Annotated in this window: 12 protein-coding genes; 3 read left to right on the top strand and 9 right to left on the bottom strand. The window is 57.6% G+C overall.

The annotated features are described in order from the left end of the window. Window positions 1-32: 32 nt before the first annotated feature. The 5 genes from WNZ14_RS01605 to WNZ14_RS01625 all read right to left on the bottom strand — a co-directional run bounded on the left by WNZ14_RS01605 (window position 33) and on the right by WNZ14_RS01625 (window position 6,145). Window positions 33-2,033, bottom strand: coding sequence for a VTT domain-containing protein (locus WNZ14_RS01605; RefSeq protein WP_342866865.1), 2,001 nt, complete (start codon window positions 2,031-2,033; stop codon window positions 33-35). Between the two features lie 74 nt (window positions 2,034-2,107). Continuing rightward, a complete protein-coding gene (locus tag WNZ14_RS01610) occupies window positions 2,108-3,493 on the bottom strand; it encodes a HAMP domain-containing sensor histidine kinase (protein WP_342866866.1) in 1,386 nt (461 codons plus the stop codon). Next, the gene (locus WNZ14_RS01615; RefSeq protein ID WP_342866867.1) at window positions 3,480-4,157 is read right to left on the bottom strand and encodes a winged helix-turn-helix domain-containing protein; all 678 of its coding nucleotides are present in this window, start codon (window positions 4,155-4,157) and stop codon (window positions 3,480-3,482) included. Before WNZ14_RS01615 ends, WNZ14_RS01610 begins: the two co-directional genes overlap by 14 nt. A gap of 135 nt (window positions 4,158-4,292) precedes the next feature. Next, on the bottom strand, window positions 4,293-5,105 hold the full coding sequence (locus tag WNZ14_RS01620) for a hypothetical protein (RefSeq protein ID WP_342866868.1): 813 nt from the start codon (window positions 5,103-5,105) through the stop codon (window positions 4,293-4,295). Window positions 5,106-5,446: 341 nt separating this feature from the next. After that, window positions 5,447-6,145: a GntR family transcriptional regulator gene (locus WNZ14_RS01625; RefSeq protein ID WP_342866869.1), complete on the bottom strand. Its 699-nt coding sequence runs from the start codon at window positions 6,143-6,145 to the stop codon at window positions 5,447-5,449. Between the two features lie 276 nt (window positions 6,146-6,421). On the opposite strand from WNZ14_RS01625, the gene WNZ14_RS01630 reads away from it, so the two are divergent. The 3 genes from WNZ14_RS01630 to WNZ14_RS01640 all read left to right on the top strand — a co-directional run bounded on the left by WNZ14_RS01630 (window position 6,422) and on the right by WNZ14_RS01640 (window position 9,408). Next, entirely contained in the window at window positions 6,422-7,447 is a 1,026-nt protein-coding gene (locus WNZ14_RS01630) for a TRAP transporter substrate-binding protein (RefSeq protein ID WP_342866870.1), read from the top strand. Between the two features lie 66 nt (window positions 7,448-7,513). After that, window positions 7,514-8,092, top strand: coding sequence for a TRAP transporter small permease (locus WNZ14_RS01635; protein ID WP_342866871.1), 579 nt, complete (start codon window positions 7,514-7,516; stop codon window positions 8,090-8,092). Window positions 8,093-8,094: 2 nt separating this feature from the next. Beyond that, entirely contained in the window at window positions 8,095-9,408 is a 1,314-nt protein-coding gene (locus WNZ14_RS01640; protein WP_342866872.1) for a TRAP transporter large permease subunit, read from the top strand. 73 nt (window positions 9,409-9,481) lie between these two features. Here WNZ14_RS01640 and WNZ14_RS01645 read toward each other — a convergent pair whose 3' ends face one another. From WNZ14_RS01645 to WNZ14_RS01660, 4 genes are read right to left on the bottom strand one after another with little or no spacing between them, the layout of a single operon-like run. Continuing rightward, entirely contained in the window at window positions 9,482-11,095 is a 1,614-nt protein-coding gene (locus WNZ14_RS01645; protein WP_342866873.1) for a GMC family oxidoreductase N-terminal domain-containing protein, read from the bottom strand. Further along, a complete protein-coding gene (locus WNZ14_RS01650) occupies window positions 11,088-12,596 on the bottom strand; it encodes an FGGY-family carbohydrate kinase (protein WP_342866874.1) in 1,509 nt (502 codons plus the stop codon). Before WNZ14_RS01650 ends, WNZ14_RS01645 begins: the two co-directional genes overlap by 8 nt. After that, a complete protein-coding gene (locus tag WNZ14_RS01655; RefSeq protein WP_342866875.1) occupies window positions 12,589-13,431 on the bottom strand; it encodes a class I fructose-bisphosphate aldolase in 843 nt (280 codons plus the stop codon). Before WNZ14_RS01655 ends, WNZ14_RS01650 begins: the two co-directional genes overlap by 8 nt. Further along, complete coding sequence (locus tag WNZ14_RS01660) at window positions 13,422-15,152, bottom strand: glycerol-3-phosphate dehydrogenase/oxidase (RefSeq protein ID WP_342866876.1); 1,731 nt, start codon at window positions 15,150-15,152, stop codon at window positions 13,422-13,424. Before WNZ14_RS01660 ends, WNZ14_RS01655 begins: the two co-directional genes overlap by 10 nt. Between the last annotated feature and the right edge of the window lie 2 nt (window positions 15,153-15,154).

Consider the following 15,154-nt stretch of genomic DNA (forward strand, 5'->3'; position numbering starts at 1 on the left):
ATCGAGCGGTGGCTTTCATTGTAAGCGACGTCTCAATCGACCAGCAACTGGCGGGTATCTTCGCTGCTGACAGAGGTCACAGATCCACCGAGTGAATTGGCGATCTCCAAACGCAACGCGTCGTTTTCAGCGGGAGCCAAAGGCGAAGCCTCAGCGAGAGCGAAGCCAAAACCCAACGGACCGGCGGTCTCTGCTGTCACAGAGATCAGCAGCAAGGGCGTCTCTTTTCCATCCCCGGATACCGAAGCCCCCGACGTCCATACCCGAAGTATTTGCCGTGATGCCGCCACCTCAGTCCCAACGCGGGTAAAGACAGCGATTGGCGGATGGCCACGGTTGGTCAACGGCAAGACGGACATTTCATCAAGCGGTCGATGACTTGGCAGGATTGAATCGACCAGGCGGGCAAGTTGCCCTGCATGTCTGGCGGCCCAGCCGGATTGGGTCAGGCTACCAACCAACTGAGGCATACCGAGAGTGGTCTGGACAAGGATAGGCTCGCCATAATCGCCATCGAGCAACACCCGCCGAGGCGGAAAACCGGTCCAGCCTTCGGCAAGCCATTGCTGGCGACTGATGACCGTTTGATCCGCTCTGATGGCGTAATTGGATGCTGCCGTCGTATAGTTCAAATAGAGGTGCAGCGGGTAAACCAGCATCAACGAGATAAGTGCGACGATGGCGGCACGGTTGGATGCAGGGGCAAAAGAACGGTTGTGGAGTAGCCAGGCCAGACCAAACACCAATGAGCCTCCGAACATTAGGCCTGCTCCGACATCGCTCGGCCAGTGCGCTGCCAAGTAGAGACGGGAGAATGCAATCAGCCCGATCGCGACAGCTGCCAATATGTAGATGACCCTCTGGGCGCGTGCTGGAAGGTCTCGAGCCACCACAAGAACGCACATGCCTATGATCGTAGCCGACAGGGTCGCATGGCCACTGGGGAAACTGTAGCTGTCCGCGCCATTGTAGAGCTTGATTGGTCGCGCACGGTGAATGAACGTCTTGACCAGAGGGACAAACAACGCGGCGCTGACAAATGCCGTCGCAAGCGCCCCGGCCAGCCGCCACCTCCTGTGCCACAGGAATACAGCCAACACGGCCGCCGCCATGGGGCCCAGCACCACGCCGTCGCCCAGCATCGTCACACCGACCATGAGCCTGTCAAAAGGCTCCGTGCGCAACGACTGCAGATAGCCGCTGATGGATTCATCCGCTCGAACAAAAGCGGGGTCGGCGAAATACTCGATCGCAATCAAACTGAAACCGGAGAGACCCAGAAGCGCCAAGGCAAAGAATGCAAACGGAACGGCGATGTTTTCCTCGTTGAGGAGCAGTCGCCGTAAGAACTGCGCGCCCGGCACCGACCGTCGCGACAAGGCGTCCCCGAGTTTGACGCGCCAGCGTTCTGCATGAGGCAGAAGCCAACCGAAGGCGAACTTGGCTGTGTAAGTGGCCACCACTGCGAAAATCAGCAACAGAATGAAAAGCTCGAGCAATCGCGGGTTGCCGGAACTTGCCACATCAATGCCTCTGCCGATTCCGATCCCCGGCAGAAGATGGGAAGCGGTCCAGGCAATGGCCGACACCACGTTGATGATGGTGAAGCGTATGGGGTTCATGCCGACAATCCCGGCAATGCCCGGAACAACGGACTTTACCCCCGGGATGAAGCGGCCAATAAACACGCTTTTGCCGCCGTGTCTGGCGAAGTAGGCTTCGCCACGGTCGAGCATCCCGGTGTACCGGCTGAAGGGCCAGATCTGCCTGATCTGCTCCTTGTAGGTGTGCCCGATCCAGTAGGAGATCGCGTCACCGGCGATTGCGCCCAGTGCGGTAGCGGTGAAGATCGGCACGAACCCGAGCTTGCCCATACCGACCAATGTACCCGCGCCAACAAGGACGACGGTAGAGGGCACAAACAGCCCAAGCACGAAGATTGCTTCGCCCATTGCCATCAGGAAAACGATCGCAAGCGCACCGTTGGGATGGTTGCCGATGTAATCGACAATCGGCTGCAGATAGTGACCCAATTTCAGACTCCAGAAGGCAAGCGGGTGCGACCGCAATGCGCCAATTCAACCAGCGAAACAAGACCACGGTGGCATCAGCGCAAGCCTGTAGCAGCGCCGCCACCTGCAGCCAATGGAAACCGGACAACAACGCGCAGCCCCGGTTCGTTGTCTTCAAGCGACAGGCTTGCGCCATGCAGGTCCGAGATTGCCTTGACCAGGCTGAGGCCCAATCCCGACCCCGGAGTGGTTCGGCTTTTCTCCAGCCGGTAAAGACGGCGCAACACCTTGTCCCGTTCGTATAGGGGAATGCCAGACCCATTGTCGGAAACCATCAGAACCACTGCATCGTCTTGCAGGGCGATTGCGCAAACGATGCGTGCACCAGAGGGGCAATGTCGCAAGGCATTTTCGAGCAGGTTGGCGATGAGCTGGGTCAGCAATTCCTTGTCCCCAACGATCGGCGGGATCATGGCTGGCAAGTTCACGTTCAGGCCCATGCCAGCATCCTCAAATGAGGTCTGGTAGAAATCGGTGATACCGGTCACCACATCGATAATATTGGTGCTCGCGAACCGGGCCTTGCGCGCCCCTGTCTCAATTTGCGCGATACGAAGCAAAGCGTCGAACGTGGCGATGATGCGATCAGTTTCCGCGGTGGCCTCTTCCAGTTCGGGAGCAACAGAAATCCCCCGCGCATGGTTTTCAGCGGCCTGTTCCACTGTGATGCGGAGCCGCGCCAGCGGTGATTTCAAATCGTGCGAAATGTCATTGCTGATCTGGCGCATACCCTCGACCGAGGCGCCAAGGCGTGAGATCGCCGAGTTCATCATGTCAGTCAGAGTGTCGATATCGTCGCCGCGGGTGCTGGTCGCGATGCGTGTCGAAAAATCCCCGTCTGAAACCCGCTCCAGACCGTCCTGGATCCGCGCAATGCGCCGATCCATACTTCGGGCGAGAAACATTCCGCCTGCCAGCGATATGGCCAGAAGCACGACAGCCGCCCATGCGGCGCCCAGCAGCATGATCTCTTCGAGTTCGCTGATATCCTCGGCGCTGGTGGCAATGGTCAGGTAATATTCGCCTATTTCCCCCTGTTTCACGAAATAGGTATAGTCGGCTTCAATCCCCAAAGCACTTGCCGCGGCTTGACCTTCGAGCGTCCTGCCGGGAACCGTGGTGATATTGCCCGCAAGCTTTTTGCCAGCGAAATCCTGCAACAGGAAAACGCTGTCCTTGTTGCGCGAGACGCGGGAATGGCCCTCGATTGTGAGCCTCAGATTCTCGATATCACCGCCGCCATAGGCCGAGACGAGAAAATCGAACTGCTCGCCCAGCACGCGTTGATGGCGCTTTACCAGTTCCTCGCGGATAACCGAATATGCGGTGGTCCCGGCAATGATGCTGGCAATCAGAAACAGGGCGCAAAACGTCATCGCCAAGCGAAACCCGCTTGAACGGACAAGACTAACGTGGCGCATCTAGGGAATATCCGGTGCTGCGCACGGTATGCAGCAAGGCCACGTCGAAGGGCTTGTCGATCTTGCTCCTGAGGCGACTGATATGGGTTTCGACAACGCTGGTCTGAGGATCGAAATGGTAGTCCCATACGCGCTCAAGCAGCATTGTGCGGGTGAGAACCCGGCCTTCAGCGCGCATCAGAACTTCGAGCAATATGAACTCTTTCGGTTGCAAGTCGATCTGCTGCCCTGCGCGCGTAACCCGGTGGCGAATGAGGTCAAGCTCCAGATCATGAACCTTGAGTACCGTCTGCTCGGTTTGAAAGGCAGGCCGCCGGGCCAGGGCAGCAACCCTGGCAGCCAGCTCGGAGAAGGCAAATGGCTTGACCAGGTAGTCATCGCCACCCGCCTCCAGGCCTTCGACGCGATCATCCACCCCGCCGATCGAGGTAAGAAATATCAGCGGCGTCTTGTTTCCTGCGGCGCGAATTGCCTTGACCATCGACAACCCGTCAAGGCCTGGCAGCATACGGTCGACGATGAGGACATCGTAGGTTTCGCGTGTTGCCTGAAAGAGACCATCCTGGCCATTATCCAGCACATCGCACAGATGCCCAGCTTCGCTAAATCCGCGGGAGACGTAGTCCGCCAGTTTCGCGTCGTCTTCAATCAGCAGCAGTCGCATTTCGGGTTCCCCAAGGCTCGATAGGTCTATCCGGTTCGCACCAGAGTGCGACAACGAATGCAGTCTGGATTTTGTTGGTTCGCGTTCAATTATATGAGCATTCGACAGGCTTGTCCGGCAAAGCTGCGAACGCAGCTACTCAGTGTTCGAGGTGATTTTCACCCGTTCGTCACCACCGTGGCTGAACTGCATGTAGATAACCACCGCGGCGATACCAGCCAGAAACAGCAGACTTGTGACGATGGTACCAAAACCCAGCCCCCCATCAGCGACGGGCTGCGAGAACAGGTCGCCAAAGGATGCGCCCATCGGGCGGGTCAGGATATAGGCGAGCCAGAAGCAGAGGATGCCGTTAAGCTTGAAGACATAAAAGCCGACCGCGATTGCTCCAATGACTGCACAATAGGCGAGCCCGGCCTGCAAGTAGCCAAGCCCAAGACCTTCGGCCAGAAGGTCGCCTGCGGCTGTGCCGAGCGCGAAGGTGAAAAGGATGGCGAGCCAATAGAAACCCTCACGCCGCGCGGTATAGATCGAATGGATCGAAAGCGTCCGTTCGATCCCATACCAGACCGCGAATGTCGCGGCGAGCGCGATGCTGAAGCCAATCGTGCAGGCTTCAAGGCTGTATCCGAGGTTGTCGACAAGGTTGTCCGTAATGAGTGTTCCGACAACGCTGATCAGGACGACGGCGAGCCAATAGACCCAAGGGACATATTTGCGCTGTGAAAATTGCAGCAATAGCGCCGCAATCAGAAAGCCTGACATGATGACCGAGGTGGCAGAAAGCCCCAACCCAAGGTTCAGGTTGAGGAAGTCCGCGGCTGTCTCCCCGACGGTGACAGCCAGCAGTTTGACCAGCCAGAAATCGACTGTCACCTGTGGAACACGATTGAAGGCGGATGTTTCGGAGGCAAGCAGTTGGCCCGACTCCATCTGTGTATGTGACATTGCAACTCTCCTGGCACCCACCGATCCACAAGGCGGACCGAGGATTTCTCTGTGAACGAATCGGCGGCTGAGAGGCAGCGCCCCTTGCCGTCGCCAGACCGTTTCTATGGACAGTTCATTGGGGGATAATGTCCGGCAGCTTACGGATTTGTAAGACTACTCCGCAGCCTTGCTCGAAAGGCTGCAAGCTGCCGGCAAAACGTCCGGGTGGGCGTCGCCCAAATATCGGGCTCGTTTCAGGAGAAGGCGGCCCCCTTTCACGCCTATTTTCGGTGGTTTACCAAAAATGACGGCAAGAACGCCAGTTTCCAACCGCTTTCGCACCGCGGCTTTCGGTAGATTTAGCCGAAAGTGTTGAAGCCAATATTGAGGTGATACTGCAAAGAGTATTGGTAGCTGATGCGGTCACGCATCTGCAGCGCTTCAACCACCGAATTGTGCTGTTCAACGGTGCTGGTTCGAAAATCCTGCCGAGATTTTCCTTTCTCCATGATGCGGATGATAACCGGTTTCATGATCCGGTAGATCTCGATCAGCGCTGCATTGTCGAGAATGCTGACCAATCCGACATGGAAGTTGAAATCAGCCTCCGAGGCCGCAGCGATTGTTTCGGCACTCCCCATTGCACTGTTGGCTGCATTCAACGTTTCCAGGTGGTCGTCAGTGACCTTGTCGAACATCGCATCGACGGAATTGACCTCTATCAAAGTTCGAAAACCTTGGATGTCGGCAAAGGTCTTGCGTGAGACCTCGATCGTATTGAACGAGAACAGATCAAGCGCACGCGCCATACGATTGTCGATGATCGTCGCCCCGACCTTGGGCCGGACATCCACCACACCATAGGCCTTGAGCATGCGCATCGCTTCACGCACCGTGTTGCGGCTGGTGGAAAAACGCTCACAAAGCTCGCGTTCCGTAGGCAAGGCATCGCCCACCCGAAGCACTTCGCTGTCGATCATCGCCCTGATTTCAAGCACCAGTCGCTCCACTGCCGAGCGCGCTTGAGGCGAGGTTTTCAAGGGGGCTTCAATGGCCAATTCGGCGTCTCCAACTGAGGAACGAGCGTCAAGGCTCATTCAGTTTTGTAGGACCAGATTCAGCATATCACCGCCAGCATGGCAAGAAGCGTCTGAAAAATAAGCGCTAAAGAGTCACTTACACATCCTGTGGTATGACAATTTACGCGAAAAATGATGAAAAGTAATGTTGCATTGTTGATCACAGACGCGATCCATGCACATCATCTGCCAGCGAACCGGGCAGGTGGAGGACCTCCCGGTCTGTTGTTACGCATTAACCAATGGGAGAGAGAGATGAGTTTTATCAACAAGCTTGCCGGACTGGCCGCTGTAACCGTTTCGGTTCTGGCGCTAACCGGCGCCACGCTGGCCGCGGACTACAACTGGACGTTCCAGACTTCGGAAACAGCCGGTGAGCCCGGCTTTATCAACAAGCAGAAATGGGCAGAAAACGTCGGTGTACTTTCAGGCGGGCGGATCAGTATCGAAATCCTGCCAATCGGCTCCGTCGTGCCCCACACCGATACGCTTGAAGCAGTAGGCTCCGGCATTCTTCAGGGCCACATGACCGATCCAAGCTACTTTGCAGGCAAGGATCCCGCATTCGCCATGATGGGCAACCTTGTCGGCGCCTGGAGCGATCCGTTCGAACTGCTCGGTTTCATGCAGTCCGGCGGCGGAAACGAGCTGTATTCGGAACTCGTCGAGCCTTACGGCGTCCACTTTATCGGCCCAGCAGCAACAGAGCCAGAAGCCTTCGTTTCGAGCGTGCCGATCCGCACCGTCGATGACCTCAAGGGCGTCAAGATGCGTGCCCCTGAAGGCATGGTGTTTGAAATCTTCTCCAAGGCCGGCGCCTCTCCGGTGGCCCTTCCAGGCTCGGAAATTTTCTCCGCGCTCGACAAGGGTGTGGTTGAAGCCGCGGACAACACGGTGTTTGCCACCAACCAGGCACTGGGCATGAACGATATTGCCCACTTCCCACTCTATCCAGGCTTTCACTCGCTGCCATTGATCGACATCTCGATCAACAAGGACATCTGGGATGGCCTGCCCGAAGACCTGAAGGCAGTACTGAATGCATCTGTCGACAAGTTCAGCTTTGATCACATCTACTCTGTGCGCCTCCTCGATGCCAAGGCCGTCAACACGGCGAAGGCAAATCCGGAGATTGAGATCATCAACTGGTCGGGAGACGAACGCGCGAAGTTCCGTCGCATCGCACAGGACGAGTGGAAAATCTGGGCTGCCAAGTCCGACATGACCCAGCGTTACTACGATGCGGTGACGTCTTATCTGCAGGGCCGCAACCTGCTCTAGACCAGAATACTCCGCGCCCGGCGATAGGTCGTCAGGGCGCGGGGTTCCGTATGCCGGGAGGGGCAAATGGCCGACAAACTAGAACTGCTAGATCATACAGAAGGCGACGATTTGGAGATCCGCAGCGAATTGGACCGGGTCGTTGCAGGTTCCACCAAGTTCTTTGCCTGGGCCATTTTCCTGGCTTTCCTGGTCACCGTTTTCGAGGTGATATCGCGCTATGTTTTCGATGCGCCAACGTTCTGGGCCCACGAAAGCACCACCTTTCTGATTGCCGGAATATTCCTGGTTGGCGGACCCATAGCCCTTGCTCGCGACAAACATATTCGCGTGCGCATGTTCTATGACGCTGTGTCACCGAGCGGTCGTCGCTGGTTCGACATCGTCAACTCACTCATCGCCTTGGTGTTCTTTGCAGGCCTTGCCTATGCGGCCTGGATCATGTCGTGGAAAGCCACCCACACACCCACGGGTGAAATCCATCTGGAGGGCACCGGAACATCGTGGAACCCGCCAACGCCGGCCCTGCTCAAGATCATGGTGCTGATCTGCGTTGTCGTCATGTTCGCCCAGACTGTCATGCACCTCATCGCCGCTGTCCGCCGCGATGTATCGGCGCCTGCTCGCTCCACCGGAGATAAATAACCATGGGCCTGAGTGCGCTTGGCATCGAATACGGCTCCTACGTTCTGGTGGCCGCCATCTTCCTGTTGCTGCTGACCGGGCAGCCATTGGCTTGGGTCACCGGGCTGGTGGCGCTGATCTTCACTTTCGGCTGGTTCGGCGGCAACGCCCTGCCTCTGGTCACGGCCCGCATATTCGGGTTCATCACTGAATATTCGCTGGTCGCCATTCCAATGTTCATCCTGATGGCGGCCCTGCTCGACAGGTCCGGGATCGCCAAGGACCTGTTCAACGGCATGCGCGTTCTAGCCGGGCGATTGCCTGGTGGCGTTGCCGTACAGACGCTGATCGTCGCCATTCTTATGGCTGCGATGTCGGGCGTCATCGGCGGCGAGATTGTGCTGTTGGGCATTCTGGCGCTGCCGCAGATGCTGCGCCTTGGCTATGACAGGAACCTGTCGATTGGCGTGGTCTGCGCCGGCGGGTCGCTCGGCACCATGATGCCGCCGTCAATCGTGCTGATTATCTATGGCCTGGTGGCAAGCGTTTCGATTGCCGATCTTTTCGTTGCCGCCATCACGCCTGCCCTCTTGCTGCTGGCGTTCTACGTCGCTTACGTCCTCATCATCTGCCTGCGCAATCCTCAGCTTGGCCCGCCAATGTCAAAGGAGGAGGTCGCAAAGGAATCGCTCGGCAGCGCCATTCGCTCAACAATAGCGCCGCTGTTCATAGTAGTGGCCGTGCTCGGCTCGATCTATGGCGGCGTCGCCTCGATCACCGAGGCCGCCGCACTTGGCGTGTCGGCGGTGTTGCTGGTTGCGTTGCTGCGCCGTGAACTTACCGTCAAGATGCTGCAGGACAGTCTGGTCCACACGCTCGAAACCTGCGGAATGATCATCTGGATCGGTATTGCTGCCGCCGTGCTGGTGGGCGTCTACAACCTCATGGGTGGCAATCGCTTTGTTGCCAACGCGATCCTCAGTCTCGACGCGGCCCCGGTGGTGATCATCATGGTGATGATGCTCATTCTGCTCGTGCTGGGAATGTTCCTCGACTGGATCGGCATTGCGCTGCTGACCCTGCCGATCTTCGTGCCCATCGTCATCCAGCTGGGCTACGATCCGATCTGGTTCGGCATCCTGTTTGCGGTTAACATGCAGGTGTCCTATCTGACGCCGCCATTCGGCCCTGCCGCCTTCTACCTAAAGAGTGTGGCCCCTAAGGAGATCACACTGAAGCACATCTATACCGCGCTGCTGCCTTTCATCGCGTTGCAACTCGTGGTGCTGGCAATCATCCTGTTCTACCCGCCCATCGCCACCTGGGCGGTGAACTGAGAACCATCCGGTAGAAAGAGAAAACCGCGAGACAAGATCGCATGGCGAGCGCTGCGGAAAACAGAGCCGTTCCTCAGCGCCGGCCGAGAATCATGTCAGCAGCCTTTTCCGCTATCATGATCACTGGAGAGGCGGTGTTGCCGGAAACAATTTTCGGCATTACCGAGGCATCGACAATGCGCAAATTCTCGATACCGTGAACCCGCAACTGGGCGTCAACCACGGCTCGATCATCAGACCCCATCTTGCATGTACCGACCGGGTGAAAGATTGTGGTGGCGATGTTGCCGGCTTCGCGCAGCAGGTCCGCATCGGTTTCATGCGCCTTGCCGGGAAGGATCTCCGTTGGCGCATAGGGCTCAAGCAGCCTCGCGGTCATGATCTGACGCGCCTGGCGGATAGATTTGACGGCAATCATCTTGTCGGATTCGGCACTCAGATAATTCAGCCTGATATCCGGCTGCCGGGCGACGTCGCTCGAGCTGAGATGGCACGACCCCACACTTTGCGGCCGAAGATTGCACACCGAGACCGTGATGGCAGGAAACGCATGCAGCGGGTCACCCAGCTTGTCCGTCGACAAGGGCTGGACATGATACTCGAGATCCGGTGTTTCCAGAGAAGGGTCGCTCTTGGTGAACATGCCGAACTGGCTTGGCGCCATCGACATCGGTCCGCTTCGGGAAAGTGCATACTGCAGACCGATCTGAACTTTCCCGAGCAGACTGTTCGCCTGCTCGTTCAATGTCGAGGTGTTCTTCACGCGAAAGACCGTACGTATCTGAAGATGGTCCTGAAGATTTTCGCCAACCCCCTTGAGGTCATGAACAACGGGAATATCGAGCGCCGCCAGATGTTGCGCATTGCCGACGCCTGAATGCTCGAGCAATTTCGGAGAGTTGATTGCACCGGCTGCGACGAGAACTTCACATTCGGCATTCGCCAGATAGGTCACGCCTTTACGCTCGTAGCGCACCCCAGTGGCGCGGCGCCCGTTAAAAGTGATCTCTTGGGTGAGCGCCTGGGTGATCACGCGAAGGTTCTTTCGGTTGCGCGCCGGTTTGAGGAACGCCTTGGCGGCATTCCATCGAACGCCGTTATTCTGGTTCACTTCAAAGTAGCCGGATCCCTCGTTGGTCCCGGAATTGAAATCGTCCGTAGGCTCGATGCCGAATTCCTTCGCACCTTCCTGTACTGCTTTGAGAATGTCCCAGGTCAACCTCTGCCTGGCCACCTTCCACTCGCCACCCGACCCATGACTATCGCCAGCTCCGGCGTGATGATCTTCGCTCTTCTTGAAATAGGGCAAGACATCATCCCAGCCCCAGCCGGCATTGCCCATTTGCGCCCACTGATCGTAATCCGCGGCCTGCCCGCGCATGTAGATCATGCCGTTGACCGAGGAGCAGCCTCCGAGAACCTTGCCGCGTGGATAGACCAGTGCACGACCGTTCAGACCGGACTCCGGGACCGTCTTCATCATCCAGTCGGTGCGGGGATTGCCAATGCAGAACAAATAGCCAATCGGAACATGGATCCAATGGTAGTTGTCGCTCCCGCCTGCCTCGAGCAGCAAGACCCTAGTCTTGGGGTTTGCCGACAGACGGTTGGCCAGCACGCAGCCTGCCGTGCCTGCGCCGACAATGACGTAATCATAGCTGCCATCAGCAACGGCTTTCTCAGGCATTGCGCAACTTGCTCCAGAATTTGCGCAGATCCGCGCCAAGCTCGATGAACAACTGATAACGCCGGTCATAATAGTCGCGCAATGCAGGATCAGGCGTGAAGGATTTTTTCACTCGAGTCATTCTTTCAACGCCTGTCTCGTAGGAACTGACGACGCCCGCACCACATCCAGCCGCGATCGCGGCACCGAGCGCCCCGGTTTCCTGGCACGCGGCGATCGTGACCGGTTTGCCAAGGCCATCGGCGAAGATCTGTGGCCACACCGGGCTGCGCGCACCGCCACCGGACAGGATGACATCATCGAAACGCACACCGGCTGCAACCAGCACCTCTATATGTCGCCGGTGCTCAAACATCACCCCTTCATAAAGTGCGCGCAGCATGTGGCCTTCGGTATGCCAGCCAGACAATCCGTAAAAGCCAGCACGCATCTCCGACCCCAGCCGGGCTCCATAAAGGAAAGGATGATACATCGGATCGTCAAATGCCGGTTCTGTCTCAGCAACCAGCTGGTTGCAGTAGCCGAAGGGATCATCATGATGGCCGTTCCGCTCCACAAATTCGCGGACATACCATTCGAGATTGGCAGCCGATGTCGCGCTCGATTCAATGTTGAGGTATCGCCCCTCGCCAAATCCCGACACCATGAACACCTCGGACGCCGCGACCGGCTCCGCGGACACGACCTGGTTGATGCTCCATGTGCCGACGATGACCGATGCCTGACCATTGGCAACTACTCCGGACCCAAGCGCGCAGGCCACCACGTCAAAGAAGCCGGCAACGACCGGCGTACCGGGGCATAGCCCTGTCAACGCACTGGCCTCCTCCGTGACCTCGCCAACGACATCGCTTGGCGCAAGAAGCTTGGGGAGCATGCCAAGGGCGTCTTCGAGACCGTAAAGCCGCATCAATTCCGGATCATAGGTGCAATCCGGCATGCGCAGCATGCCACATCCGCTCATGTCAGACACATCCGACACCAACCGCCCGGTCAGTTTGTAGGTGATGAAATCCTTGCACAGCAGAACTGTCGCGGTTTTGGCGTAAATCTCGGGGGCTTCCCGCTTGACCCAGGCCAGCAGAGTTGGAGTTTGCGACGGCCATGGCTTTTGCAAGCACAGCTGTTGCAGTTGATCGCCGACGTTTCCGGCAGCCAGTTCATCGGCAAGCCTCGCCGCGCGGCTGTCGAGAGACTGGATGCCGAGCAGCGGCTCCTGATCCTTGTCCAGAAGATAGAGCCCGTTTCCGTGCCCGGCACATCCGATACCAACGATATCGCGCGCGTCCACACCCGCCTTGTCTATGCAGGCGCGAATGGCCTGGTGGGCATTTCGCCAGAGTTCATTGAGATCGCGTTCGACATAGCCGGGTTGGGGGACCGACGTCTGACCATCAAGCGCGTGCATGGCGATCTGATTGCCATCGAGATCAAACAGCACCGCCTTGATCACGGTGTTGCCGGCATCAAGCCCCAGAAGATAGCGCATCCTGTCAGCCACGATTGTAGATATCCCAAGCTTCATCACCCGATGCACCGTGATGGATCATTGCCATCAGCGCATTGACCACGGCTTTCGGGTTGTCATGCTGATAGATATTTCGTCCATAGACCATGCCCTTGGCGCCCTGCCCCATCAGCTGGGCTGATTTCTGCAGAACCGTTTTCAGATCCTCCTTGCCGCCGCCGCGCACCAGAACGGGCACTCTTGCCGTCTCGACGACCCGGTGGAAATCCTCAGGATCTGTCGTGGGATCAGCCTTGATGATGTCGGCGCCCATTTCGCTCGCCATACGCACCAGCGTGATAATCTTCTCCGCATCGCCATCCACCTGATAGCCTCCGCGCACATCATTTGGCAGCATAACCAGAGGTTCGATCATCAGCGGCATGCCGTAGGTGTGGCAGGCGGCGCGAACCCGGCTGATGTTCTTGACGCATTGGTGAAACAGGTCCGGCTCGTCAGGCAGCATGAACAGATTGACGACTACGCAGGCGGCATCCATTTCCAGCGCACCGATGATCGGCTCGTCATGGTTTTGCAGCTCCGACCACATCACGCGGTGGCGCTGGTCATTGTAGGGATTTCCCATATCGATGCGCATGACCAGAGCCGGCTTGTCCTTCTCCGGACGGCTCTGCAGCAGATCCGCCTGCCCGTAGGCCATCTGGATGGCATCAGGTTTTGCATCAATCAGCGTACCGACCACACTTTCCATGTTTTCGAGGCCGCGCAGGAAGCTCGGCTCATTGCACACACCATGGTCCAGCGCGACATCTAGGCAGCCGCCATTGGTGAACATCCGGTTCATTCGTGCTTTCGAGCTTAGGCGCATTTGGTATTCCTTTCGAGGCTTCGCTGTTCCAGCATCTCTGGCGAGACACCGTAGAAATTGTTGAGCTCATTGATGAAGGCATCAGCCTCCTGCTGCATCCCTGCCGCATCCCAACCGAGTTCATCTGCCGCAATCGTCGCAATGGCCGTGATCAGGTCGCTTGAAATCTCGCCCGTGATCGCCAGCGCCGTCCGGCGCAGGATAAGGTCACTGAGACGGACAACCGCCTCATGGCGGATCAGGAACAGCACTTCGCCTGTGGTCATCATCGCCCCGGGAGCAAGCGGGTCGTCATGGTTGAGGCCCGCGCAAAATGCCAGAACTTCGTCAGCCCTGCTGCCATAGATATCAACAAGGTAAGCTGCGCGATCTCGGCTGATTGCGTAACGCTGCATGAGAGTGCTGATGAGATCATTGGGATCTGCAGGATAATCTGCTCCGCCGCCGATGGCGAGGTGCAGGGTCCCTGTCTTCCGCTCATGGCCAAGCTCAGACATCACCTCGTCGGCGGCCTGTTCGGCAAAGGCGCGAAAGGTCGTCCACTTGCCACCAACCATACAGAACTGGGGGACGACCCCCTCCAGACGATGGATAAAGTGCCCGCGCGTAATCCGCCCGGTGAAACTGTGGTCGCTCTTGGGGAGCGGACGAATTCCGCTATAGCTGAAGACGACATCATCGTATGAAACAGCGATACCCGGAAATGTCAGCTTCAAGGACTCCAGGATGTAATCCTGTTCCTCCTGCTCGCACCGGACCCGCTCCACCCTGTCGACCCTGATATCTGTTGAACCGGCAAGCACCTTGCCCAGATAGGGAAACACGATGCAGACACGGCCATCGATATTCTCAAAGAAAACCATGTGTCCGCGAAGCGCTCTGAGGAGCGCTGGATTGTCCAGAATGATGTGCGAGCCCTTGGTGCCGGAAACAAGGGTTTCAGCTACTTTCCTGTCATCGGAGAATTCCCTGATTGCCTCATTGAGCCAGGCGCCGGTGGCATTGACAATTGTTCTGCAGGTGACCGGAAACCTGTCGCCGGTCACCGTGTCCGTCACCGAAAGCGCGGCACCTTCCATTTTGATTTCCGCGTAGTTCAGCGCAACACTTTCCGGCGCCAGCCGCATCACATCAGTCACCAGTTCCACGCCAAGACGTTCAGGATGGCTGATCCACGCATCATGATAGGTGGCCGAAAACTTCAGGCTCCGTGTCAGGGCCGGCCATTGTTGGAATGTCTCTGTTGCGCCCTGAAAACTGTGGCTGGGCAGTAGTCGCCGCTTGCGTGTCACCCAGTCGTAAAGAACCAGCCCGATCTTGATCGGCAATGCACCCCGGCGTGCGGGTTTGCTGCTCAGGCCCAGAAAGCCGGCGGCACCGTTTAAAAGGCCGGAGAACATCGAAGATATCGGAATGACAGTGGGAAGCGGCCGCACATAATGCGGTGCATTGTGCAGCAGCGCATCGCGTTCCCTGAGCGATTCCTGAACAAGATCGAACTCGCCGTTCTCAAGGTAGCGAAGCCCGCCATGGATCATCCGTGAAGGGGCCGCACTGCACCCCGAACAAAAATCGTTGCGCTCAACCAGCAACACGCGAAGCCCCTGCAGTGCAAGTTCGCGGAACACCCCGATGCCGTTGATACCGCCACCAACGACGACGACGTCAAAGTTTCCGTTTTGACGGACTTGATCAATGCTGTCGTGTCGTTGTTTCGGCATAG

The organism is Hoeflea sp. AS60 (genome assembly GCF_038900115.1).
Taxonomy (GTDB): Bacteria; Pseudomonadota; Alphaproteobacteria; order Rhizobiales; family Rhizobiaceae; genus Hoeflea.